A 24,103-nucleotide genomic window follows, 5' to 3' on the forward strand; every position below is an offset into this window, starting at 1 on the left:
AGTTTGGCGCCGGAATGTGGCGCTGCTCCCACGCCTGATCGCTATCTTTCCAAATTATCAACGTATTTACCGTTGAATGTTGACACGTCGGACCCTCGCGGGCATGACGGATGAAGGCTGGGCATGCCCGGTCTTTTCAGACAGAAAATGTAAATCGCGGCGCGGCCCCACACCCGGACAAGCCCTGCCGCCCGGAACCATTTGCCCGAGGTCCGAGCCGTGACTGTCTATCTGCCGATTGCAGAACTGTCGGTGAACATTTTCATCATTCTCGGCATGGGCGCGGCCGTCGGTTTTCTTTCCGGCATGTTCGGCGTGGGGGGCGGTTTTCTCATCACCCCCTTGTTGATTTTTTACAATATTCCGCCCGTAGTGGCTGTGGCGACGGGCGCAAACCAGGTGGTGGCCTCTTCCGTCTCCGGCTCGATCACGCACTTCCGGCGCGGAACGCTGGATGTGAAGCTTGGGAGCGTCCTGCTGGTCGGCGGCCTTGTGGGCGCTACGGTGGGCGTGTGGATATTCTCCTTCCTGCGCAGCATCGGCCAGCTCGATCTCATCGTTTCGCTGCTTTACGTCATCCTGCTCGGCACTGTCGGCACCTTGATGCTGAAGGAGAGCATTTCCGCCCTGCGCCGTGCTGCCCGTAATGAGACGGTGACGCTGCGCCGCCCCGGCCATCACAACTGGGTTCACCGCCTGCCGCTGAAAATGCGGTTCAAGAAGTCGAAGATCTATCTCAGCATCATTCCCGTCGTCACGCTGGGTTTCGGTATCGGCATCCTGACCTCGATCATGGGTGTCGGCGGCGGCTTCATCATGGTGCCGGCCATGATTTATCTTCTGCGTATTCCGACCAACGTCGTTGTCGGGACCTCGCTGTTCCAGATCATTTTCGTTACCGCCTATACGACCATCGTTCAGGCCGCGACGAACTATTCCGTCGATGTGGTGCTGGCCTTCATCCTGATGGTCGCGGGCGTCATCGGCGCGCAATATGGCGTGCGCGTCGGGCAGAAACTGCGCGGCGAACAGCTGCGCGCGCTTTTGGCGCTTCTGGTGCTTGCAGTCGCCCTTCGCCTTGCCGTGGCACTGGTTGTTCGCCCCGAAGACCTGTTTTCGGTCGCCGTCGGAGGGTTAGGTTATTGACCCACCGCCTGCTGCTTTGCGCCTTTCTGCTTATCGGTTCCTGCCTTGCCTTTACCGCTTCGGCGCAGACACCGCCGCTTGCCCTGCCTCCCGGCACACAGCAGCGGTCCTTGCAGGAAAATATCGAAATCGGCGCATCGACGACGGAGATTCCGATCACCTCCGATTTTCGCGGGGCGGATTTCACGCTTTTCGGCGCTCTTAACAACACCGACCAGTTACTGCTCGCTATCGGCCAATATGATATCGTCGTCACCCTCGAAGGCCCCAGCGACTACATGACGGTGCGCAAGAAGGAGCGCGTGGCCGGTATCTGGATCAATACAAGCGCCATCACCTTCACGCCGCTACCGGAATCCTATTCCATGGCCAGCACGCGCGATATCAGCGCCGTCGCTTCGCCTGGCACCTTGCGGGCAATGGGGCTGGGTGTCGAACATCTGTCGCTCAAAAGTGCGGTGTTTTCCGGCGTGCCCGACAATGTCTTCGATTTTCAGGAGGCCTATCGGCGCCTGCGGCTTTCAAGCGGCATCTATCGCAACGACACGACCGGCGTGCGGCTTGAACGCACCGGCCTGTTCTGGGCAACCCTGCGCCTGCCCGCCAACGTCCCGAACGGCGTGCATACGGCCCGTGCCTATCTCTTCAAGAGCGGCAACTTCATTGCCCAGCGCGAGCTGAAACTGCGCGTCGTCAAGACCGGCATGGAACAGGCAATAACCGATGCCGCGCATCAGACACCGCTTGCCTATGGCGCGCTGTGCGTTCTCCTCGCCGTCGTCACGGGCTGGAGTGCCAGTATTATTTTCCGCAAGGACTAAGTGTTTTTCATTCCCGTAAAAGAGCGCGTCTTTCGCCTTCGGCGTAAAAGATAGCGTTCGCTTCCTTCAATGGTTTGCGGTAAAATTCAAGACGTTACAACCACGTACGCAGCTTATGGCGGCAAGTGCGGTTGTGACCGGGATGAAAAGGAGAAATGTCATGTTCAAGCACATTCTCATTCCCACCGATGGCTCGCCGCTGGCGCAGATCGCAATCGACCAAGGGTTCGCTCTCGCCAGAGAGGCAGGCGCAAAGGTGACCGTCGTAACGGTGTCCGAACCCTTTCACGTGATTGCCAGCGATGTCGAGGACATTGCCGCCATTGCCGAAGAGGAATTCCACCGTTGCGAGGAGGCGGAGCATTTTCTGAGAGATACGCAGGCGCACGCCGCATCGATGGGGCTGGATTGCGAAGCCCTGCTGGCGCGGGCGGGACGGCCGGATGAGGCGATTGTCGAAATCGCCAACAGGACCGGCTGCGACCTCATCGCCATGGCTTCACACCGGCGCAGAAGCTTCGTCGAGATGCTTGTCGGCAGCGTTACGGCCAAGGTGCTGAAAAACTCGAAGATACCGGTGCTGGTATACCGCCAATAGACGGGCGAAGCGATGCGCTCAGCCGAGCAGATTTGAAAACCGTACCGAATAGATGCGGTCCCGCCCCATCAGATGCGCGACGAGTGCAGCGTGGTCAAAGAGACCGCGCATGGCCTTGTGTCGCAAATCCAGTCCGCCGCTCATCACTCCGAAGGCCGGCATCAACAGGCGGGAACCATCGGTGGCGAAACAGGGGCGCCGCACCGTTTTTTCGCGACGGCGAACAGTGGCGGAGGGATGCAGATGGCCTGCGATTTCACCCGCGGCATCTCCTACCTTAGGCTCGTGGCGGAAAACGAGATTGCCGTAAAACATCTCATCTACCGAAGACCCCGGCAGATCGACCGTGCCATCCGGATCGTGATTGCCGTTGATCCATATCCAGTCACGGCCACGGGCCATCTCGCGGATCAGTTCGCGCAGCATAAGCGGCAGATGCTCGGACCCGACCCGATCGTGGAAATTGTCGCCGAGGCTGACGACGATCTTCGGATCGTAACGGCTGACAAGGGAAGACAGGATTTTGAGGGTAGCGATCGTGTCGTAAGGCGGCAGCATGCGCCCGCGCCGGGCAAAGGCCGCACCTTTTTCCAGATGCAGGTCCGAGACAACCAGCAGCGATAGATCGGGCAGGTAAAGCCCACCCAACGGGTCACACCAGGCGGCGACGCCGTTGATGGCAGTTTCACTGCCAAGGCATTCGAAGCCATTGGAAAACCTGTCGCTCAATGTCAGTCGGCTCAGCACTTTTGTGGTCGTTCCTTCATTCCAGTTTGATGCCTCAGGACATGGCTTCGGCGATAAGCTCGTCTGCGGCCTCGGCCAGCACCTGATCCATCGCCTCGCCCGCCACCGTCTCGCGGCCGATTTCCAGCATGACGGGAACGGCAAGCGGCGAGACGTGCTCCAGTGCACGATGGGTGGTGTGACCCTTGATTCGCTTCAGCATATCGCCAAGACGGCCAATGTCCAAAAGTCCCGCCGCCGCATCACGTCTGGTTGCCTCCAGCAGAATATGATCCGGCTCATGGCTGCGAAGAACGTCATAAATAAGATCGGCGGAGACCGTGACCTGACGGCCCGTCTTTTCCTTTCCGGGATGGCGGCGTTCGATGAGGCCTGAAATGACGGCACAGTTGCGGAAGGTCCGCTTCAGCATGAAGGATTCGTCCAGCCACGCCTCGAGATCGTCGCCCAGCATGTCCTCGTCGAGAAGTTCCGCCAACGACAGGCGGCGGGATTTCAGCCGCCTGCCAATATCCTCCATGGCCCAGATGGCGAGCGAATAATCGGTGGCAACGAAGCCCATGGGCTTTGCGCCCGCCCGTTCCAGCCGCCGTGTCAGAAGCATGCCGAGGGTCTGGTGAGCCAGACGCCCTTCAAAAGGATACATGACCATGAAGAAGCGTTTGCGGAAGGGAAATGTCTCGACCAGCAGCTCGTCGCGCTTGGGAATGATCGATTTTTCCTTCTGGATTGCCAGCCAGTCGCGCACCTGATCCGGCAGCGACTGCCAGCGGGCGGGATCGGACAGCATGGAGCGCACCTGGTCCGCAAGGTAGGTGGAAAGCGGAAACTTGCCGCCGGCATAGGAGGGTATCTTCGGGTCCATCGAAAAGGCCTGCGACACCAGGCATTCATTCTCCCGGATGCCTTCGAAGCGCAGAACCTTGCCGGCAAACAGGAAGGTATCGCCCTGCACCAGCTGCTCGAGGAAATATTCCTCGACCTTGCCGAGCGACATGCCACCGCGTCCGACCGAGCCCTTGGCATTGCGCTTGACCATGCGGACATTGAGTTCCGCAGCCTCGACGATGGTGCCGAGGTTGAGGCGATATTGCTGCGCGACCGCCGGATTGGAGACACGCCAGCGGCCGTCCTTCATCTGGCGGATGCGGGCGTAACGTTCATAGGTGCGCAGTGCGTATCCACCGGTAGCGGTAAAATCCACGACGCGGTCGAAGGTAGAACGCGGTAGATCAGCATAGGGTGAAGCGCTGGTCACTTCACGATAGAGATCATCCGCATCGAAAGGTTCGGCGCAGGCCATACCGAGCACATGCTGGGCAAGAACATCCAGTGCGCCTTGCGCGATGGGGGGCGTATCCTGCGCGCCGATATAGTTCGCATCGAGTGCGGCCCGGCACTCCATCACCTCGAAACGGTTGGCGGGAACGAGGATTGCCTTTGACGGCTCATCCATGCGGTGATTGGCGCGGCCGATGCGTTGGGCAAGGCGGCTCGCCCCCTTTGGCGCGCCGACATGCACGACGAGATCGACATCGCCCCAGTCTATGCCGAGATCGAGCGTGGAGGTGGCGACGACCGCGCGCAATTTGTTTTCAGCCATCGCGGCCTCCACCCGGCGGCGCTGTCCGGCATCCAGCGAACCGTGATGCAAGGCGATCGGAAGATTATCGTCGTTTACATTCCAGAGTTCCTGAAAAATCCGTTCCGCCTGCGAGCGGGTGTTAACGAAGATGAGCGTCGTCTGGTGCGCCTTCAGAGCGGGATACAAATCCTTCATGGCGTAGCGCGCGGAATGGCCGGACCATGGAATACGCTCCTCCGTCTGCAGAATGGCGATGTTTGGCTTGGCTCCGCCTTCCACTGTTATAAGACCTGCGGGCGGTTCTCCCTGCCCCTGCGGTGCCAGGTAACGGCGCAAATCCATCGGCTCCGCCACCGTGGCGGAAAGGCCAATGAAGCGGACATGCGGCGCGTGCCTGCGCACCCGCGCGAGCGCGAGCGACAGCAGATGGCCACGCTTGGAGGTGACGAGCGAGTGCAGCTCATCCAGCACCACATATTTCAGGTCGCGGAAAAAGCGCTCGGCTTCCTTGTTGGCAAGCAGCAGCGACACCTGTTCCGGCGTCGTCAGGAGAATATCGGGCGGTTTGACCTTCTGGCGCTGGCGTTTTGCCTGCGGCGTATCGCCGGTGCGGGTTTCGATTAAGATCGGCAGGCCCATTTCCGTGACAGGCTTGGTGAGATTGCGTTCGATATCCACCGCAAGTGCCTTGAGCGGCGAGATGTAAAGCGTGTGCACGCCGACAAAGGCGGAGCCCGGCGGCACCTTGCCGCGTTCAGCAAGATCGGTGAGCGACGCCATGAAGCCGCCCAGCGTTTTGCCGGCACCCGTCGGTGCAATCAGCAGCATGTTTTCGCCGCCACGCGCCCGAGCCATCAGCTCCAATTGATGCGCGCGCGGGGACCACCCTTTTTCGGCAAACCATTTCTGGAATGAAGGGGGCAAGGTGCCGACATGCGTGCCGGAATTGGGAGACTCAGCGTGTTTCACGCCTTCAAGGTAGTGAGAAACCTTGAAAAAAGAAGAGCGGAACAGAGCCGCTTGACAGGAATGCATAATCATGGATAAATAATATCCATGATACTAAAGCAAACCAAACGTGAGCAAATCGGATGAAACTCGGCGACGGCGTTGAACAGGCCATTCACAGCGTAGGCATGTTAGCGGGACTTTCCGAAGGCGGCGTGCTTTCGGCGGCGGCGCTGGCAGAATTCCATGGCGTTTCCACGAGTTATCTCTTGAAGCACCTGCAATTGCTTTCCGGTGCCGGAATAGTTTCCACTGTACCGGGGCCGAAGGGCGGTTATCGTCTGGCCCGGACAACCGACAAGATTACCCTGCTTGATATTGTTCTGGCCGTGGAGGGACCACAGCCTGCCTTTCGCTGCGCGGAAATTCGCCAGCGCGGGCCGAACCCCTTGCCGGGACGTTATTTCACCAAGCCCTGCGGCATCAACGCCGCGATGCTGAAGGCGGAGAAAGCCTATCGGGCGGAACTCGCTAAAACCAGCATTGCCGACATTCTGGGCGACCTTGCCGCCACTGACGACGGCGGCATTGCGGCACGCGGCTGCGCCTTTCTGGAGCTGAACGAGCGCAGGACGGCGACGCGCTAGAACCTAAAAAGACCCAACCATCTGAAATACCGGAGAGCTCCGCAGCTTCCCGGAACGATGACACATGCCCCTCAAACTGAACCACGAATGGAGAGAGACACATGAAAACCCGTTTGAACTATGCCAAGGCATCCCCCGAAGCCTTCAAAGCCGTGATGGCGCTCGAAACCTACGTCCAGAGCAGCGGCCTCGAGCGCCGCTTCGTTCATCTCATCAAGCTGCGCGCATCAATCATCAATGGCTGCGCGTTCTGTGTGGACATGCATGTGAAGGAAAGCCGTCACGACGGTCTTTCCGAACAGTGGATCAACCTGATGAGCGTTTGGCGGGAATCCCCGGTATATACCGAACAGGAACGGGCGTTGCTCGGCTGGGTGGATGCGGTGACGAAGATTGCCGAAACCGGCGCTCCGGATGACGCCTTCGAGGCCCTGAAGGCGCATTTCTCCGATGAGGACATCGTGAAGATCACCGTTGCCATCGGTGCCATCAACACCTGGAACCGCATCGCCGTCGGCTTCCGTTCGCAGCACCCGGTCGAAGCGGCAGCAAAAGCAGCCTGATCCGCTTTACCTGCACCGGACGACCGTTACATGGCGATGTAGCGGTCGTTTCTATGATTGATGGCGAGCGCGAGGTTCATGACCAGCGCGCCGAGGATGGAGCAGAGGATGACGAAGGGTGTCGCCACGAAGAATGAGCAGGCCAGCACCATGCCATCGAAGGCGAGCTGGACGAGACCGGCGCGCCAGCCAAAACGGTCCTGGAGATAAAGCGCCAATATGCCGAAGCCGCCGAGGCTGGTGCGATGGCGGAACAGTGCCAGCATGCCTGCCGCGACCGTCAACCCGCCGAAAAGGGCGGCCGCCACGGGATTGATGCTTTCGAACGCGAAGAAGCCCGGCATATATTCCGAAAGCAGCGCCGTCATGGCAATGGCGCAAAAGGTCTTGACCGTGAAGGCAAGGCCGAGACGGCGGAAGGCGAGATAATAAAACGGCAGATTGACGAGGAAGAACACCGCGCCGAAGCTGAAGCCGATCGAATAGTGCACCAGAAAGGCAATACCCACCACACCCCCGGTGAGGAGGCCCGCAGCGGAAAGCAGCGTCACGCCGAGCGAGACCAGCATGCTGCCCGCCAGAACGCCCTGGGCATCTTCCAGCAGCGAATGGCGATCGGGCGCGGAAGCCCAGATATTCACGCGCTTTCGCGTAGTCGTATCGCCCATGCCTGTTCCCCTGATTTTCCGGCCTTGATCGAGCTATTGCGCCCAAGCGCGAGAGATTTCAAGCGTACTTTATTCAGCGCACAACGATGTATCTGTCCGAGCGGTGGTTGATGGCGAGAAACATGTTGAGGACGAAAGCGCCGACAATCGAATAAATAACGGTGGCCGGATCGATGACGAGGAAGGCGCAGAGCATCACGAATGCATCGAAGGCAAGCTGGATCAGGCCGGCGCGGATGCCGAAGCGGTCCTGAATATAGATGGCCAGAATGCCGATGCCGCCGAGGCTGGCGCGATGGCGATAAAGCGCCAGCAACCCGTAACCGAGGAGCAGGCCACCGAGCAGCGCCGCCCAGAGCGGGTTGATGCTGTCAATGACCATCCAGCGCGCTTCCACTTCCGTCAGCACCGAAACAAGACCGATGGCAATGAAGGTCTTGATGGAAAAGGCAAGACCGAGGCGGCGGAACGAGAGGTAATAGAAGGGCAGATTGACGAGGAAGAACAGGAGGCCGAAGCTGATGCCGAAGGCATAGTGAATGAGGAAGGCGACGCCGGCGGTGCCACCGGTCAAAAGGCCGACCTTGTTCAGCAGATAAAAACCGAGCGCCGATACGATAGCTCCGGTAACGATGCCCTGCACGTCTTCCACCGGCGCATGTTTGGCCGGATCCGAACTCCACATGCTGTAAACGCTTCTCGTTCTGCTCACGCTTTTTCCCTCAGGTTTCCGCGCATTTTGCACTGCAACAAACACGCGATCAAGATGGATACGTAAGGACGACTGACCTATCGTGAAAAAGGCAAGAAACGAAATGTTCAGGCTTTGGCGCGGGCAAGAAAAAGAATGCCGGAAAGGGGTTTTCCGGCATCCTTGCGAATGGTGGTTTTGCGGATTTCGATAAGAGAATAGCCCGCCCGCTCAAGAAGGCCGCTCACATAGCTTTTCGAATGTGCGTAACGCAGCGATTCCCGCAGCACGAAACCATCTTCATCCCCTGCGTCCTCCACCGAAAAGGCGAAGAAGCCGGAGGGCTCAAGCAGGGCCGAAACGAGGGGCATGACGGTTTCGAGACTGCCGAGATACATCATCACGTCGGCGGCGGCGACGAGGTCCGCGCGGTGGTGCGGCATTGCCGACGCGAACAGTCCCGAGGCGTCAGCTTCCAGCGATAGATCGGCCTGGCCGAGATGGTCGTAAAGTCCCTTTTCCTCCGCCTTGGCGAGCATGTTCTGGGAAATGTCGAAACCTTCCAGCCGCTTCGCCAGGGAGCGGATTTCAACGCCGAGAAGGCCGGTGCCGCAGCCGATATCGACAATGGTGTCGAAGACGCCGCCTCCCGCCGCCTTGCCGATCAGTTCCGCCAGCTTCTGCGGTACGCTGTAATCCAGTTTCTCGACGAGCGACGTTTCGAAACGGTCGGCATAATCGTCGAACAGCCCTTCTACATAACGGCTCGGCGGCTGCTCCGGTGTGTCCGCGGCGCCGAGAACCGCGAGTTTCAGTTCGGCTGCAAACAGCCCTTCCGTATCCAGTTCGGCGACTTTTTCGTAAGCCGCCACGGCTTTGTCCGTTTCCCCCGCCTTTTCATGATATTCCCCGAAGCGAAACCAGCCCGCCGTCCACCGTGGCGCAAGTTCAAGCGCCTGCTCCATGAGTTCGGCGGCGGCGGGATAATCACCGCTCTCCGCCAACATGCGGGCATAGTCCGCCCGGCGGTCGGCAATGACGTCACCGGAAGAAAACTGGTTTGGGGCCATTCAAGATTTCCTGAGAAGATGTCGGCTGTCATTTATCAAGCCATAAAAAAACTCAAGTCCTATTTCATGGCGCACTCATGGAATTGCGAATATGACGCGATATAGTGCACCGAAACTTGCATCGAAGCAGCGTGCTTCATATGTCAGGACAAAACAGGAGACTTGCTGATGGCCGGTGAGGTCAACAAAATGCTGGGTGATACGGTGGCCCGCACCGTGGTGAAGCTGCTGGTGGTTTCATTGCTCGTCGGCTTTCTGATGGCGATCTTCGGATTGACGCCATGGAATATCATCTATGGCGCACGCGACTTCGTGGTCGATCTGTGGCGCAGCGGTTTCCACGCGCTTGGCGCAATCGGCGACTATCTGATCCTTGGCGCGACGATCGTCATACCCATTTTCATCATCCTGCGCCTCCTGAGCTATCGCCGCTGACATGACCGACACATCTTTCCAGACGCTTACGCGGCGCGGCTTCGTGCTGATTTCCGCCGGTTCCGTTCTTTCCGCCTGTGTTTCCGTGCCTACAAACAAGGGCATGCCGTCAGGCACCCGCGATGAGACCGCGGCAGCGCTTCCAATGGTCAACGAGTTGCGCCGCTCGAAAGGGCTTTCGCCACTCTCCTTCAGTAGTGCGGCAAGTGGTGCGGCCGCTTATCAGGCCGGACGCATGGTCAAGGCGCAGAAGATGGCGCATCTGATCGGCCTGACCGACAGTTTCCTCATCCGCATGAAGGACGGCAATGTGCCGCTACCAGCAGCGGAAAACGTGGCGGCCGGGCAGGACAGCGTGGAGCGTGTCGTCAAGGCCTGGATCGGCTCGAAACATCATCTCGAAAACATGCTCGGACCATATAATGGCCTTGGCGTCGCGGTTGCCTATGATGCCGCAAGCCGCAACCGGCCCTATTGGGCGATGGTGCTCTGCGCGTGAGATAACGGGGGGCGGCCCCCTCCACCCTCATTCCTGTCCCTGTCACAGGGATGAGGCAGGAGATAACACCGCCACGATAAGCACTTATCTTAACCGACGCAGCGTCTCGACCGTTCAGGTCATCGTCATCCAAGCTTGCGGTCGGCCCAGCGGTCGACCGTGCTGTCGCGTAGGTCACGAATGGACTGCACACCTTCGCGAGAGACCAGCTTCGACAGGCCTTTGACGATGGACGACGGCAGGCCGGGGCCTTCATAGACCATGCAGGAATAGAGCTGAACCAGATCGGCCCCTGCCCTTACCTTTTCCAATGCCGTTTCCGGCGAAGAAACGCCACCCACGCCGATGATGGGCAGATTGCTGCCGACGCGCCGGCGCATCTTGGCGAGAACAGTGGTCGAAAGCTCGAATAGCGGCTTGCCGGACAGTCCACCCGCCTCACCCTTATGCGGACCGGGCCGCAGGCCTTCACGCGAGAGCGTGGTGTTGGAGACGATCAGGCCATCGAGATCATGGGCCAGCGCCTCTTCCGCCACGTCATCCAGCCCTTCCTCGGTCAGATCGGGCGCGATCTTCAGGAAGATCGGAATGCGTTTGCTGAAGCGTTCGGCTTCTGCCCTGCGGCGCTCCAGCACGGCGCCAAGAAGTGCCGCGAGGCTTTCGCGCGCCTGCAAGTCACGCAGACCCGGCGTATTGGGCGAAGAGATGTTGACGGTGAAATAGGATGCGACCGAATAAAAGGCCTCTATGCCCTGCACGTAATCGGCGATGCGGTCTTCGCTGTCTTTGTTGGCACCGATATTGACGCCGACGATGCCACGTAGCTGCGCCTGCTTCAGGCGCTCCAGCGCTGCGGCATGGCCTTCATTGTTGAAACCGAGGCGGTTGATGACGCCTTCATCCTCAACCAGACGGAAGATGCGCGGTTTGGGATTGCCGGATTGCCCACGCGGCGTGACGGTGCCGATTTCAGTAAAGCCGAAACCGAGCCTCAGAAGCGGTCCCGGGACTTCCGCATTCTTGTCGTAACCCGCCGCCATGCCGAGCGGATTGGGGAAAACGAGGCCTGCAACGGTCTGCTGCAGACGCGGATCGTGCGGCACCATGCAGGTGGGCAGAAAGCCGCTTTTCAGCGCCGCCACGGACAGACCATGTGCCTTTTCCGGATCGACAAGAAACAGGCCCTTGCGGCCGATTGAGGAAAATAATCCGCTCATCACAAAATCTCCGGAAACTGGTGCTGGCCATCGTGGCCAAGTGAAAGCGGCGTTTCCCAAAGCACGGCGGTCAAGGGAAGAGACGCATAGAGATGGGGGAAAAGATCGCCGCCTCTCGAGGGTTCATAAACCAGCTTGTCGCCAAGTGCTGCACCATCAACAGCGATCAGAAGCAGGTCGGTCTGGCCGGAAAAATGCCGGGCGGCAGTCTCGGCCGCCTGCTTTGCCGTTGAAAAATGAATGAACCCATCCGTCAGATCGATGGCGGCGCCTTCGAAGACGCCTTGTGCCCTGGCTGCATTCCACAACGTCTCCGGCACGATTTTATAAATGATCGCGGGCGTTTCGTGCATGGGGCTCTCCGAAGGCTTTCCAAGGCTTTTCAGTCTGGGCGGTTTGCCGCAAAGCGGGTCGATTGTCCACAGTTTCCACGGCATTTTTATTGGCGCGACGGCTGTTCCCAAGCTTTTTCTTGTAATACGCAACCGATTAGAGCAACCTTTCAGCAGAGGAGCCGGAAGCAGTCTAGACTGCCGGCAAACGGGAGTGCGCCATACCTTTCAAAGAACCGCATAACGCCCTTGGGAGGGGGCCAGAATGTCGGAACTTGTCATTATCATCGCAGACGACCACCCGCTTTTTCGCGGTGCCCTCAAACAGGCCGTATCCGGTCTCGACGGGCAGCAGACAATCATGGAAGCCGGGGATTTCGAGGCTGCCAGAAGTGCCGCGACGGCATGCAACGACGCCGATCTGATGCTTCTGGACCTCGCCATGCCGGGTGTCAGCGGATTTTCGGGCCTGATGGCGCTGCGGGCGGAATTTTCCAGCCTGCCCATCGTCATCGTTTCGGCAACGGACGACGCGACCACTGTTCGCCGGTCCATCGAACTCGGCGCTTCCGGTTTTATTTCCAAATCCTCGGGCATCGACGATATCAGGGATGGCATTCGCGCGGTTCTTGAAGGCGATGTGTGGATACCGGCAAGCTGTCAGGGCGAAAAGGAGCATGATCCTGACGTGGCTGATCTCATCGGCCGGCTCAGAACGCTGACGCCGCAACAGAGCCGGGTTCTGGGCATGCTGGCCGAAGGCCTGCTGAACAAGCAGATCGCCTATGCGCTGAATGTTTCGGAAGCCACCATCAAGGCGCATGTCTCCGCTATTCTGTTGAAGCTTAAGGTCGATAGCCGTACACAGGCGGTGATACAGCTCAGCAAGATAAACACATCGGCCATGGTGGCATAATCGAGGATTTTATTCCTTTCTTTTCTTTACTCCTGACGGGATATGGTCTAGATTCCGCGGAGTAAACGACAGGAGCTTTTCCGCCACGGGCTCCACCTGCGGGCTTTCATCATGCTTTCACACGAGACGATCTGGAGCGCCATCGATACGCTTGCCGAACGTCACCAGCTGACGCCTTCGGCCTTGGCGAAGCGTGCCGGTCTCGATCCCACCTCGTTCAACAAATCGAAACGTTTCGGCCCGGATGGCCGCAAACGCTGGCCTTCGACGGAATCGGTATCCAAGGTGCTGGAGGCGACGGGGGCAAGCGTCGACCAGTTTTTTGGTTATGCTTTCGGCAGGACGCAGACAATGCAGCCTTCCGGTGCGGACAATGCCATCCCCCTGCTCGGTTTTGCGCAGGCGGGCTCCGGCGGCTTTTTCGACGATGGCGGTTTTCCGGCCGGTCAAGGCTGGGATGTGGTGGAGTTCCCCTCTTCTCCCGAACGCAAGCAGGGCGTCTACGCGCTGGAAGTACAGGGCGAAAGCATGATGCCGCTTTACCGCGACGGCGATATCCTGATCGTGGAGCCGGGCGCGCAGGTGCGGCGCGGCGACCGCGTGGTGCTGAAAAGCCGAGACGGCGAAGTGATGGCCAAGGTGCTGGCGCGGCAAAGCCCCAAGAATATCGAGCTTCTTTCGCTCAATCCCGAACATCCGAACCGCAGTTTCGACATGGCCGATGTGGAATGGATCGCCCGCATCATCTGGGCCAGCCAATAGACACCCGCCATTGCGAAGACAGGCGTCCTACTTGCCCGGGCACAACTCAGAGAGCAGGCGTCGATACTATCCCTTTACAGACCGAGTGACGTTGCCGCGGCATCAACCGTCATGATCTTCGCACCGCCGGAAGCTGCCCTGCGGACAAGGCTCTGAAGTTTGTCTTCCGGGCAACCGTAAAAGCTCGGCGTCTGCGAAACATCATGGGTGAAAATGATGAGCCAGCCGCCATTTTGCAAAACATCCTCGAGCCAACGATCGGCGGCATCGAGATAGTTTTGGTCCGCGCGCAACTCCACCCCGGCAAGATTGTACGGATCGATGCTGCCCCGGTTGATGCCAGGCATGATGCCGCGAGCGGTCTTGAACCTTCGTCGTAACAGGGGCTGCATGACGGGCGAGGCCATGCCGAAAGGAACGGAGAAATTCCGCCTGCCTCGGTTTTCGGCGAACGATCCCAGCACGGTTTCGTTGTGATCAAGATCTTCTTCAAGCCCGCGCCGTGAAAAGCTCGAGAGTTTGCGATGGGAAAAAGTATGGCAGGCAAGCTCGTGGCCGGCCGCTGCAAGTTCCGAACAGCCTTCGGTTGAAATCATGTCCTGCTGTTCATAGTGCTTGTCGATAAAAGTACCTGCGAGATAAAATGTCCCGCGAACACCCTCGCTTTCCAGAATGCGCGCGCCCTTTGTCCAGGCGGTCGCCGGCACATCATCGAATGTGAAGGAGACGATTGGTTCGGACGTTTTGATCAGCGACGCCGGTCCTGGAAAGTACTGCACCAGCCGGTTATTGATCCTGTCTGCAAATGTCCCGATTTTTTGTGTCATGCATAAGCCCCCCGGCCTGTCTGCAAATTACTGCCCCTGCTCAAGTATGTCGTAAGCCTGATGCCTCAAACAATAGATTGCAATCAGTAGAGAAGACCAGATAGGCCCGGTTCCGGTAAAGAAATTACTCTCAAGACACGAAGAAAGCAGTGCATACACCCAAATTCTTGCAAAAAGCCGCGTTAATGCCGGATCGGTACCCTTGTTCACAGCTATATGAAAATCGTTTGCGGGTATGATGACGAGCCATATGACGATGAGAACAAAGGCCGGCAGGCCGCCATTCAGCAGGCTTTCGACAAAGCCGTTATGGGCATGGAAGGCGGTGACCGCCCAGGTGCCGGCAGTATCGGCCTGCGCCAGAAGCCGGTCACTCGTCCAGAATGCCTGAAAACCCTGCCCGAAGATCGGCGATTGCGCAAACGTGTCGAAGGACAGGCGCCATATATCCGTTCGGCCGGTAAAGGTGGAATCGATCCCCAGACTATCGACCACATGCCGTATGCTCGGAAAATAGGTGGAGCCGACCGCGAGGATGTTGAGGAAAGCCAGAAGACCTCCGATCATCAGCAATGTCCGACCGGCATGTCTTTCCATGACCCAGACCAGCGCAACAGTGACGGGCAACAGCATTGCTGCGGTTTTCCCGTTGGTTTTCCAGAGGAAGAACCCTGCCAGAAGCGTGATGACAATGCCGCCAACCGTCGACCAGCTATTGCGCAGGTAAAGCCCGATCATGACGAGAATGATCATGGCCGGAGCGGCGGCATTCTTGTGATTGAAGATGCCGCGCCAATCGCCGGCGAGCGCCGTTTCATCGAGATCGTAGGGCTGGTGGATCGAGCGCGAGCGCAGGAAGATCACCCCGAAGTAGCAGAGCGCCAGCAGGATGACGGCGAAGATGGCCATCATCCGGTCGAACTGCCGCCTGTCGCGCGGCATGACGACGAGGACACTGGTGATGAAGCACAGAAGGCCCGTAAAGAGCAAACGTTGCAGCGAAGTGCCAGGCTGGGAGCCAAGCACCGAACAAATCACCAGCCAGGAAAACAACAGCAGAATGGGCAGACGCGGCCGCAACAAAAGCCCCGTCAGCCGATGACGCAGGGCAAAAACACCCAGCATCAGCGCAATCACCAGCCCGGTCAGCTGGTTTGCGGCGGCGTGCGGCACGGGTGCAGCCGCAAGATTTTCGAAAGGCGCAACGGAAATCCAGATATAAAGCATCGTGACGACGAAAAAAATCGCGTCGCGACGGCCGCCCGTAAGCGACATGCTGTTGCTTTGTACAGGAATGGACTGCGTATCAGTAAAAGGCGGCATCGTCGGCCACATCGAAAAAGGATAATCGGATCATTGGCCTGCCTTGTGACGAACAACGAAACCCTTTTTGAAACCGGGCCATGTCCAAATAACCATAACAGTCATTATCATCATTATTATACAATTGCTTTAACCCTCTCTTACCTCAAGAAGGCTAAGACTGGGCAACTGCCCTTCATAGAGGTCGACGGCCTTCGAATTATTGCCCCCTTGCCGGGTTTTTCAGTTCATCAATTTTAAAAACACGGCAGTTATCTTGAATTCGCCCGGCGACGCCGGAAAGCACGGAGAATAAGGTGTCGTTGAATACGCCGCGGTTCAGCCATCTAGTCAGACTGGGATTGACCTATATGGCATCCGGCGGGGCGCTTTTGATGTCCAGCGCCGCCCAGCTTTTGACCTTCGCCCTGCTTGCCCGCCATCTCGGCGTGGAACAATTCGCGCTCTATGCCTCGATCACGGCCGTGACCAATCTCGGCGTACAGATTTGTGGTTTCGGTTCGCAGGAATCGCTGATCCGCCGCGTGGCGCAGGATCGCAGCATGTTTCCCGTGATGCTCGGCCACAGCTATCTCTTGAGCGCCGCTACCGGTATTGTGTTGACCATCATCGGCATGGTCACGATCCCGGTGTTTTTCCCGACGTCGGAAACATTGCTGCATACCCTCATCACCACTTTCGTGATCCTGGTCACGAACCTCATCCTTTTGAAAGTCATTTCACTTTCCACCCAAAGCTTCATCGCCCATTCCGACTTCGCCTCGGCCAACAAGCTGGAAGTGATGTTCGCCGTTGCCCGCACAATTGCCGCCGTGGTCGCCTGTCTCATCTTCAAGGTGGAGACGGTGGAGGCCTGGGCCCTGTGGAACCTGGCTGCCCATACGATTGCGGCAGTGATTTCGCTGAAGGCGATCGGCAGGCTCGGTCGGCCGATTTTCCGGATCGTTCGCGATGAAATCCGCATCGGCATCCTGTTTTCCACCCAATTCCTGTTCAAGGCCGTGCGTGGCAATGCCGATATTCTCGTTCTCGGTGCCGTTGCCAGCGCCGAGGTTCTGGGCAGCTACTCCATTGCCCGGCGAATTCTCGACAGCTCCTACCTCTCCGTCGAGGCTCTCAACCGGCTGATCTATCCGGGGTCGGCCTCAGCCGCCCTGCAGGGTATCGGAAAGACTATAGAGCGCGCTTATAATGTGCTGAAGGCAGCGCTTGTCATCGCAGTCGGCAGCGCGCTGGTCATCTTCATCATCGCACCCTTCCTGCCGCTACTGTTCGGCGACGAATACGTCTCGCTGCCGATCATCACCCGTATCCTTTGCTGGGTCGTGCTGCCGATGGCCGTTGCGGCGACCGCGCTTGAGGCGCTTGGCGCATCCGGACGGCAGGATATCCGCGCCAAGATATGGAACAGCGGCAATCTCATCGGCTCCGTTATCGTCGCCTTCCTCACCTGGTCCTTCAGCATTTCGGGAACGATCGGCAGCTATTTCTTCGTGGAAGCCGCCATCGCCGCCGCCGTTTGGATCGCTCTTTTGCGATTGCGCCGCAACGAAGAAGCCTTTGCGCCCGCCAAATAGAACGTCATCCGGGCCCCGATCCGAGTGAAACCGGATTTCTCTAATAAAGCCCGTAGGGGAAATAACGCCGGTAGATTTCTTCCAGCCGGCCATTGCGCGAAAGTGCGGCAAGCGCCTGATCAAAGGCCGGTACAAGCACATCGTCCGGATCAACTGCCATGATGGAAAGGCCTTCGCCAAGAAATCTGTCGGATAAATAAGGTCCGCCGAAAAGCGCACAGCAAGCACCGGACGCGCTTCCCGAAACCCAGAAAGGCAGGCGCAGCCCATCCGCAAAAACCGCGTCCACCTTGCCCGTCTTCAACGCCTCATACATGGGTTCGTAACCATTAAAGCCTTCGGCCGAGGCTTTGGGAAAAAATGCCTTGAGCATCTGTTCGTGCCGCGAGCCCGTGACCACACCCACCTTCTTTCCCGACAGGGCATCTGCGCCGGAGCCAGTGAATTTCGCCGCCTTGTTGACGGCAAGACGCGCGGGCAACAGCAGATAGGGTCGCGAGAAGGTGAAACTCTTTCGCAGATCGGCGGTGGTGGCAATGCCGGAAATCACCGCTTCGCCCTCTCCCATTTCCAGCGCTGCCTCCAGCTCGTCAAACGGCAGTGCCTGCACCTGGCATTTGCTCTCAACCTTCAGCTGGGCGCAGATTTCGCGCACCAGATCGACATGAAAACCGGCAAGCCGGCCTTCCTGATCGGTAAAATTGAAGGGTGGGAAATCGACCGACATCAAAAACCTGATCCGGGGCACGGAGGACAGATCGCCACCCGGAAACCGCTCCTGCGCATCAAACAGCACCGGCATGCGGTTTCTGTCCGAGAGACCTTCCGCGTGAAGTTCTCCCAAATTACCACCGAATTGTAAAGCGATAGCTAAAGTAAAACCAATAACTATATTTCGCGTTACATTCATCATTCTCATCTATACTATCCGTAGCAAGAAGCAGGGCGTTACCATGGCGGCGGCAGCGATGCATGGATTATTTTAGGCACTATACACGAGAATCGTTCCGCACGACGTCAGCGGGGCGAAAAATTGCGTTTTCGCTCATCGGCGACAATCCACTTTGGACAGCGCCCGAACCGGACGAGCATGGGCCAACACGCTTTCTCTCTTCGCTGGGGTTCGGCAAACCTTACATCGCTGCATTCGAAGAGCAGGCCCTCAAAAACGGCTCAACCGTGGAAGACGAATTGCTGGCGAGCCGCCTGGTCGATGCGGATGCGTATTACGGTGCTTTTGCCAGATTGTTGCGATTGCCGTTTCGACCGGAAATCGATCCGGGTCGTGTGGCAGACATCAATCACCTGGACGCGCAACTAGCCGAACCACGGCTCCTGCGGTTGACACCGCTGAATGGTAAGCCAGTGCTGCTGATCGTGCCGGAACTGGCAAGGATGGAATTGCTGAAAGGCATCCTGGATCAGCGTCCGTATCTTCTTGAAGAACTTGCCGTGACCACGCCACAGGCCATGCGCAGCGCAATCTGGAAGGCCGGCGAAGCACGCCGCTGCCGAGACACGCGGCATCAGCTTTTCAACGCGGCGCCGCAGCATTCCGCAAGGATCACGCTGCATGGCGAGCAGGGTTTTGTCAGCGGCATTTTCGTTACCCTGCTCGTTCTGTCGCTACTGTTTTATACGCAGGCGGCCCTGGCCTATATTCACGTCACCCTCACGATGCTTTATCTCTCCACCTTGCTTTTCAGGTTGTTTGCACTCGTCCATACGCCAAAAGGAAACGATGCGAAAACCGTCATACCACTCCAGCAGGACGGGGAGCTGCCGGTCTACACTATTCTTGTGGCGCTTTATCGCGAAGAGGCGGTCGTTGAGCAGCTCATTCATGCGCTGGAGCGGCTGGACTGGCCCAAATCCCGGCTCGATATCAAGCTCGTATGCGAGGCAGACGACGTAGCGACGATCGAGGCCATCCAGCGGATAAATCCCGGTCCGCATATCGAGATCGTCAAGGTGCCGCCATCCATGCCACGCACGAAGCCCAAGGCCCTGACCTATGCGCTTTCCGGCGCGCGTGGCACTTTCGTTGCCGTTTACGACGCCGAGGACCGGCCGCATCCGCTGCAATTGCGCGAAGCCTATGCCGCCTTCCGCGGCCAGCCGGACGAGGTGGCCTGTGTGCAGGCGCCGCTTATTGTCAGCAATGCCAGCTCCTCCTGGCTCAGCGCCTGTTTCGCACTGGAATATTCCGGCCTTTTCCGCTGCATGTTGCCCGTTCTTGCAGCGTGCAAGCTGCCGCTGCCGCTTGGCGGCACCTCCAACCATTTTCGCACCGCCGTGTTACGCCGGGTGGGAGGATGGGACCCGTATAATGTGACGGAAGATGCCGATATGGGCCTCCGGCTGCACAGGCTGGGTTATCGCTGCGGTGTCATCCGGCGGCAGACACTGGAGGATGCTCCGACCTCCCTTTCCGTCTGGCTGAACCAGCGCGCGCGTTGGTACAAGGGCTGGCTGCAAAGCTGGCTGGTCATGACCCGCTCGCCCTTCACGACCGCGCGCCGCATGGGATGGATCGCCTATATCGTCTTTCAGCTGCTGATTGGCGGCATGCTTCTGTCGTCGCTGGCCCATCCCTTGCTGTTTGTTTCCTTCGCCTTCATGGCCATGGCAATCCGGGAAAACGGCACGGATATGCTGCTTTCCTGGCAGGGCATTCTGTTTTTCATCGATACGCTGAATATTTTCGGAAGCTACGCCATCTTCGTACTGATGGGCAGAAACAGGATGATAGCTCATGAGAAACAACAGGTCGGACGGCGCTGGTTGGCGATCCCGCTTTACTGGCTGATGCTGTCACTCGCCGCATGGCGCGCCGTGGTGGAATTGAAAACCAAGCCGTTCGTCTGGAACAAGACGCCGCATATGCCGGTCATCAGGAACAAGGCCTGACGACCAGATTTTATAAACGAATTCCGGTTCCGTCAGCGCCGCCATTGCGGATATGGCACAAACCAAAACGCCTTGCCGAACGAGGCTTCTCCACCGGCAAGGTTTATCGCTTCGCAAAAGATCGGCCGAACAGCTCTACTTGGTAACGAGCTTGTTCTTGATGAGGCCGACAATGATCTGGACAATCAGGCCGCCGACGCCGCCGCCAACAAGCTGGCCGGCAAGAGCGCCTATATCCATGCCGCCGGCGGCAGCAGTTCCCGCCGTCCCGAGCAGCGATCCGAGCACGGTTCCTCCGCCGATGCCGCCAATAGCGCCGGCAATCAGGTTGCCGAGCGCACCGAGATCAGAATCCTTGAGTATTTTTCCGCCGGCCGAACCGCCAACCGCACCGCCGACAATTTGGGCCAATATCGAAGCAAGATCCATGTCACCCTCCTCACAGGTTTCCCCGACCATTCGGGGAAACAATGCTTCCCATTCATGTCTGTGCGGGCCGGAGAAAGCGGGCCTTGAGCCTTAGTCTTTCTCGCCGAAAAGTTTCCAGACCACGGCGCCGATTGCGCCGCCGAGGATCGGAGCGAGCCAGAACAGCCAGAGCTGTTGCAGCGCCCATCCACCAACAAACAACGCCTGTCCCGTCGAGCGGGCCGGATTGACGGATGTATTGGTGACCGGAATGGAGATCAGATGAATAAGTGTGAGAGCAAGGCCGATTGCGATCGGCGCAAAACCAGTGGGAACCCTGCCATGCGTCGATCCCAGAATGACGATCAGGAAAAATGCCGTCAAAATGACTTCGATCAGCAGCGCCGACACGAGCGAATATCCACCCGGCGAATGTTCCCCGTAACCATTTGCGGCAAAACCGCCAATATCGGCACCGGCTTTGCCGGTAAGGATGACATAAAGCGCCCCCGCCGCGACAATCGCCCCCAGAACCTGCGCCACTATGTAAGGAGCGAGGTTCGATGCCGGAAATTTGCCAGCAACGGACAGACCGACGGAAACGGCCGGATTAAAATGACCGCCCGAAATACCCCCGACCGTATAGGCCATGGTCAAAACCGTCAGACCGAAAGCGAAAGCGACACCAAGAAAGCCAATGCCGAGTTCAGGGAAAGCAGCGGCAAAAACCGCACTGCCGCAACCTCCGAACACGAGCCAGAAAGTGCCAAGAAATTCCGAAAGAAGCTTGCGACTCATAACACTCCCCCAATAATGTTACGACCGCATCAACTATTACGTGCAATTTAATTGTAGTCAAGCTAAATCGCATAGTCGCACGTTTGCCGGAGCGATGGCGGTGACATGCGCGCTTTTGGCTGGCCAGGAAGTGGTTTGGATTGCCTTGAAAATATGGAGCGGGTGAAGGGAATCGAACCCTCGTATTCAGCTTGGGAAGCTCAGTCTAACGTAACGATTTCAATACATTGCGGGTAAAACTCTTCCTTTGGCGTCGAAATTCTCTCAATGTTTTCAAGAGTGCTGTAAAACTATACGCGCCCGAAAACACGCGGAAAGACTTGGACATTTTGGGTAAGGGCGCCAAAAAAATCCCTAATATTTCTTGATAATGGTACCCCACGCCGGGCCGCTGATTTTGAATGAAATCAGCGGCTTGTCATCGTATTGGACGTCACTGTTTTCCATGCAATGATTATGCTTTTTCAAAAAGTGTCCAACCCCTTTCATGATCTCTGGCTTCCGATTCCAAAGGTCACAGGTTCGAATCCTGTCGGGTGCGCCATAGTCCTTAAGGGTTTCCGCTCTCGCTCAGTAGCAAATCTGATTCGGCAGGACACCGCCCACATTATCCTCGCCCGTAACCTAGAGAATAGAGTTGGTCTTGCTTGCTTTGAAGCAAATCGGAGGAAGGTCGCCAACCAAAGGCGTCAAAAATCTCGACTAACATAGAACGCGCAGGCTCTTTGGGGTCGCCCCCGAGAAGCTGCGAGGCATCCAGTGTCCTTTCGACTTTGACAGACTTCGATGAGGTAACGCGACGCACTGTGAACGGCATGCGATTAGGCTCGTCCATCCAGAGTTCGCGCCCATGCGAACGGCCAAGCGTAAAATCTATTTGCGTACCACCCGCATACAAGCCATGGCGGAACAAACGGTGTGCGAACTCAACCACTTCGGTGACGGTGAATATCAAACTGCCGACGCCGACCACCGGTCGGTGTTTCGGAACGTGTTCTTCGTTGGTTAAATCCTCGCGAAGCGATTTGTAATGTAGGAACTGTCCGCTCTTATACATCCTCCAAAACTCTCGGTGGTGATGCCAATCGCACCAGTTTTGAGTAAACTCCGCGAAATTGTCGAAACCACCTGAATTATCATTACGGTGCGAGATATGCGGATAATCCCAGCCCCGCAGAGATACGCTGGACGCCTCAACGATCCTTTTTGCGTCCGCTGTCGAGATGCTTTCGGGATTTCTCTGCGGCCTGATAACAACGCGGGTATACCCCGTCGACTTGATCAAATCGGCAAAACCTTCTGGCATCATAGGCCTTCAAGCTCCTCGTTGAAGTCATAGGTTTGCGCTGGTATGGCCTGGAGGCCAAGAGCTTCGAAATTCCGCATGCGAAGAACTGTAGCCCTGTCCAAAAGATCGCGCATTTCCGAAGAATTATTGATGCGCTCACTACATGGACGCTTTGTTTTGCCGCGATAATAAACGTCCCCCTTTCGGAGTTCGTTCTTTTTGCCTCCATCCTTTTTACAGATGACAGGTAGAAGTTTAAAAGGTGCCACAGCTATTACCACGTAATTCAGTCCGGCTGTGTCAGGCACCTTATTCACCGTGAACTCTACAAACGGATCAGCAAAAAGGCCGACCGCGTCTTTGATTTGGTCGGAGTTATAGGATGCTAACTGCTCTTCAGTCATACCTTGTCGAGAATAGGTTTTGTCTTCGATACCTATGACTATACGGCCACCATCTTCGATGTTTGCCATGGCCAAGATGTCTTTGATAATACCTTCGTCCCAATTCATGGCGCCCTTAAACTCTAATGCGTCGGTCTCTTCTGCGCCTTCCAGAAGCTCTTCAAGTTCGTTCGCCGTCACAATTGGCCGCTCCGTGCTAGACATCCCTGTTTCTTGACTCTCAAAATTCTATGCACAACGCAAGGAAGAATTTGAAGGATAGAACACCCATAACATGTCGCGAGAGAATGCATCGTCAAGTTAATTTGGAAACATTACTCGCGGGGCGAGCGCCCCTAAAACATGGCGGACACACCATATTGACTCTCTCCCAGAATGAGAACATTTATAGAACAAACGAGAGAGCAAGAAATATGTCTGACGCCGAAAAGATCATCGTGGTGCAGTTCAAAAAGGGGCGCTACGGGATAGTGCCGGGCGATATGCGGCCCGCAACGAACGCGGCATCTGCCGAGAAAATGGCGAATGCAATGGCACCTCGCCACATCGGCGTCGCGGCATACGCCGTCACCGTGGACGAGGAAAGCGGCAGCATGACAAACCCGCGCCTGCTTGTCTCGCACGGCCAAATTGCAGACCTTATGCCAGACTGATTTACCGGCGCGGGGGCGCGCGCCTTTTTAATGACAGGGAAAACTTTGCGGCTCTGAAACAGGAGATTGGAAACGTGCGCCCGAACGCAATCAAACAACCGGACGAGATCGCGGCCTATGTCATCCAGTGTCATGACGGCAATGCTGTTGCCGCCGTTGAAACGCTACTGGACGAAATCCACCATTTGCAAAATCAGCTATCCATCGCCGTCGCAGCAATGGGCCGGGGATATACACGGGGATGGAAGCCGAGCGCCGAGCGGGAATGAC

27 protein-coding genes are annotated in these 24,103 nt (G+C 57.5%); 13 read left to right on the top strand and 14 right to left on the bottom strand.

What is annotated here, in order from left to right:
* Window positions 1-219 precede the first annotated feature (219 nt).
* The 3 genes from FB593_RS07020 to FB593_RS07030 all read left to right on the top strand — a co-directional run bounded on the left by FB593_RS07020 (window position 220) and on the right by FB593_RS07030 (window position 2,565).
* Entirely contained in the window at window positions 220-1,146 is a 927-nt protein-coding gene (locus FB593_RS07020; protein WP_003514964.1) for a sulfite exporter TauE/SafE family protein, read from the top strand.
* Window positions 1,143-1,967: a TIGR02186 family protein gene (locus FB593_RS07025; RefSeq protein WP_013635439.1), complete on the top strand. Its 825-nt coding sequence runs from the start codon at window positions 1,143-1,145 to the stop codon at window positions 1,965-1,967. Before FB593_RS07020 ends, FB593_RS07025 begins: the two co-directional genes overlap by 4 nt.
* A gap of 160 nt (window positions 1,968-2,127) precedes the next feature.
* Entirely contained in the window at window positions 2,128-2,565 is a 438-nt protein-coding gene (locus FB593_RS07030) for a universal stress protein (RefSeq protein ID WP_003514961.1), read from the top strand.
* 18 nt (window positions 2,566-2,583) lie between these two features.
* Here the strand turns inward: FB593_RS07030 and pdeM are convergent, their stop codons facing one another.
* Window positions 2,584-3,312, bottom strand: a complete 729-nt coding sequence (gene pdeM / locus FB593_RS07035; RefSeq protein WP_025592414.1) for a ligase-associated DNA damage response endonuclease PdeM — start codon at window positions 3,310-3,312, stop codon at window positions 2,584-2,586.
* Between the two features lie 34 nt (window positions 3,313-3,346).
* The gene (locus FB593_RS07040; protein ID WP_321186259.1) at window positions 3,347-5,938 is read right to left on the bottom strand and encodes a ligase-associated DNA damage response DEXH box helicase; all 2,592 of its coding nucleotides are present in this window, start codon (window positions 5,936-5,938) and stop codon (window positions 3,347-3,349) included.
* A 50-nt stretch (window positions 5,939-5,988) separates the two neighbouring features.
* Here FB593_RS07040 and FB593_RS07045 point away from each other — a divergent pair, with 50 nt between their 5' ends.
* Complete coding sequence (locus FB593_RS07045) at window positions 5,989-6,492, top strand: RrF2 family transcriptional regulator (RefSeq protein WP_013635435.1); 504 nt, start codon at window positions 5,989-5,991, stop codon at window positions 6,490-6,492.
* A 101-nt stretch (window positions 6,493-6,593) separates the two neighbouring features.
* Complete coding sequence (locus FB593_RS07050; protein WP_065658364.1) at window positions 6,594-7,055, top strand: carboxymuconolactone decarboxylase family protein; 462 nt, start codon at window positions 6,594-6,596, stop codon at window positions 7,053-7,055.
* A 26-nt stretch (window positions 7,056-7,081) separates the two neighbouring features.
* Here the strand turns inward: FB593_RS07050 and FB593_RS07055 are convergent, their stop codons facing one another.
* The 3 genes from FB593_RS07055 to FB593_RS07065 form a co-directional block, all read right to left on the bottom strand.
* Window positions 7,082-7,723, bottom strand: a complete 642-nt coding sequence (locus FB593_RS07055; protein WP_003514952.1) for a YitT family protein — start codon at window positions 7,721-7,723, stop codon at window positions 7,082-7,084.
* 73 nt (window positions 7,724-7,796) lie between these two features.
* Window positions 7,797-8,408, bottom strand: a complete 612-nt coding sequence (locus FB593_RS07060) for a YitT family protein (protein WP_025592410.1) — start codon at window positions 8,406-8,408, stop codon at window positions 7,797-7,799.
* Between the two features lie 134 nt (window positions 8,409-8,542).
* Window positions 8,543-9,484 carry a class I SAM-dependent DNA methyltransferase gene (locus tag FB593_RS07065; protein ID WP_162690611.1) on the bottom strand — a complete coding sequence of 314 codons (942 nt, stop codon included), beginning with the start codon at window positions 9,482-9,484 and terminating at the stop codon, window positions 8,543-8,545.
* Window positions 9,485-9,652: 168 nt separating this feature from the next.
* Between FB593_RS07065 and FB593_RS07070 the strand changes: the two genes are divergently transcribed.
* On the top strand, window positions 9,653-9,919 hold the full coding sequence (locus FB593_RS07070) for a DUF6460 domain-containing protein (RefSeq protein WP_003514949.1): 267 nt from the start codon (window positions 9,653-9,655) through the stop codon (window positions 9,917-9,919).
* A 1-nt stretch (window position 9,920) separates the two neighbouring features.
* Window positions 9,921-10,418, top strand: a complete 498-nt coding sequence (locus FB593_RS07075) for a CAP domain-containing protein (protein WP_013635432.1) — start codon at window positions 9,921-9,923, stop codon at window positions 10,416-10,418.
* A 125-nt stretch (window positions 10,419-10,543) separates the two neighbouring features.
* Here the strand turns inward: FB593_RS07075 and FB593_RS07080 are convergent, their stop codons facing one another.
* Window positions 10,544-11,635, bottom strand: coding sequence for a quinone-dependent dihydroorotate dehydrogenase (locus FB593_RS07080; protein WP_003514947.1), 1,092 nt, complete (start codon window positions 11,633-11,635; stop codon window positions 10,544-10,546).
* Window positions 11,635-11,988 (bottom strand): DUF952 domain-containing protein, encoded by a 354-nt coding sequence (locus FB593_RS07085; protein WP_003514946.1) that lies wholly within the window; start codon window positions 11,986-11,988, stop codon window positions 11,635-11,637. Before FB593_RS07085 ends, FB593_RS07080 begins: the two co-directional genes overlap by 1 nt.
* Before the next feature lie 244 nt (window positions 11,989-12,232).
* Between FB593_RS07085 and FB593_RS07090 the strand changes: the two genes are divergently transcribed.
* On the top strand, window positions 12,233-12,883 hold the full coding sequence (locus FB593_RS07090) for a response regulator (RefSeq protein ID WP_003514945.1): 651 nt from the start codon (window positions 12,233-12,235) through the stop codon (window positions 12,881-12,883).
* A gap of 111 nt (window positions 12,884-12,994) precedes the next feature.
* On the top strand, window positions 12,995-13,645 hold the full coding sequence (locus FB593_RS07095; RefSeq protein WP_145166409.1) for a helix-turn-helix transcriptional regulator: 651 nt from the start codon (window positions 12,995-12,997) through the stop codon (window positions 13,643-13,645).
* 74 nt (window positions 13,646-13,719) lie between these two features.
* Here FB593_RS07095 and FB593_RS07100 read toward each other — a convergent pair whose 3' ends face one another.
* Both FB593_RS07100 and uppY read right to left on the bottom strand, forming a co-directional pair.
* Window positions 13,720-14,472 (bottom strand): polysaccharide deacetylase family protein, encoded by a 753-nt coding sequence (locus FB593_RS07100; RefSeq protein ID WP_080799448.1) that lies wholly within the window; start codon window positions 14,470-14,472, stop codon window positions 13,720-13,722.
* Window positions 14,473-14,499: 27 nt separating this feature from the next.
* Window positions 14,500-15,795 carry a Wzy-type polysaccharide biosynthesis protein UppY gene (uppY, locus tag FB593_RS07105; RefSeq protein WP_113292034.1) on the bottom strand — a complete coding sequence of 432 codons (1,296 nt, stop codon included), beginning with the start codon at window positions 15,793-15,795 and terminating at the stop codon, window positions 14,500-14,502.
* 350 nt (window positions 15,796-16,145) lie between these two features.
* Between uppY and uppX the strand changes: the two genes are divergently transcribed.
* Window positions 16,146-17,372, top strand: coding sequence for a Wzx-type polysaccharide biosynthesis protein UppX (gene uppX, locus FB593_RS07110; protein WP_321186269.1), 1,227 nt, complete (start codon window positions 16,146-16,148; stop codon window positions 17,370-17,372).
* A 40-nt stretch (window positions 17,373-17,412) separates the two neighbouring features.
* Here uppX and FB593_RS07115 read toward each other — a convergent pair whose 3' ends face one another.
* Window positions 17,413-18,174, bottom strand: coding sequence for a transporter substrate-binding domain-containing protein (locus FB593_RS07115; RefSeq protein ID WP_019564339.1), 762 nt, complete (start codon window positions 18,172-18,174; stop codon window positions 17,413-17,415).
* A 170-nt stretch (window positions 18,175-18,344) separates the two neighbouring features.
* On the opposite strand from FB593_RS07115, the gene FB593_RS07120 reads away from it, so the two are divergent.
* Window positions 18,345-20,282 carry a glycosyltransferase family 2 protein gene (locus tag FB593_RS07120; RefSeq protein WP_162696530.1) on the top strand — a complete coding sequence of 646 codons (1,938 nt, stop codon included), beginning with the start codon at window positions 18,345-18,347 and terminating at the stop codon, window positions 20,280-20,282.
* Between the two features lie 135 nt (window positions 20,283-20,417).
* On the opposite strand, the gene FB593_RS07125 is transcribed toward FB593_RS07120, so the two are convergent.
* The 4 genes from FB593_RS07125 to FB593_RS07140 all read right to left on the bottom strand — a co-directional run bounded on the left by FB593_RS07125 (window position 20,418) and on the right by FB593_RS07140 (window position 23,360).
* Window positions 20,418-20,711, bottom strand: coding sequence for a hypothetical protein (locus FB593_RS07125; protein WP_162696531.1), 294 nt, complete (start codon window positions 20,709-20,711; stop codon window positions 20,418-20,420).
* Between the two features lie 90 nt (window positions 20,712-20,801).
* Complete coding sequence (aqpZ, locus tag FB593_RS07130; protein WP_111782833.1) at window positions 20,802-21,488, bottom strand: aquaporin Z; 687 nt, start codon at window positions 21,486-21,488, stop codon at window positions 20,802-20,804.
* A 607-nt stretch (window positions 21,489-22,095) separates the two neighbouring features.
* Window positions 22,096-22,797, bottom strand: a complete 702-nt coding sequence (locus tag FB593_RS07135) for a hypothetical protein (protein ID WP_112401884.1) — start codon at window positions 22,795-22,797, stop codon at window positions 22,096-22,098.
* Window positions 22,794-23,360 (bottom strand): helix-turn-helix domain-containing protein, encoded by a 567-nt coding sequence (locus FB593_RS07140; RefSeq protein ID WP_321186260.1) that lies wholly within the window; start codon window positions 23,358-23,360, stop codon window positions 22,794-22,796. The genes FB593_RS07135 and FB593_RS07140 overlap by 4 nt, the downstream gene beginning before the upstream one ends.
* A gap of 233 nt (window positions 23,361-23,593) precedes the next feature.
* Here FB593_RS07140 and FB593_RS07145 point away from each other — a divergent pair, with 233 nt between their 5' ends.
* Entirely contained in the window at window positions 23,594-23,833 is a 240-nt protein-coding gene (locus FB593_RS07145) for a hypothetical protein (RefSeq protein ID WP_145166411.1), read from the top strand.
* Between the two features lie 74 nt (window positions 23,834-23,907).
* Complete coding sequence (locus tag FB593_RS07150; protein ID WP_321186261.1) at window positions 23,908-24,102, top strand: hypothetical protein; 195 nt, start codon at window positions 23,908-23,910, stop codon at window positions 24,100-24,102.
* Window position 24,103 lies beyond the last annotated feature (1 nt).

The sequence above is a fragment of the Rhizobium sp. SJZ105 genome (assembly GCF_007828365.1).
Classification (GTDB): domain Bacteria; phylum Pseudomonadota; class Alphaproteobacteria; order Rhizobiales; family Rhizobiaceae; genus Agrobacterium; species Agrobacterium tumefaciens.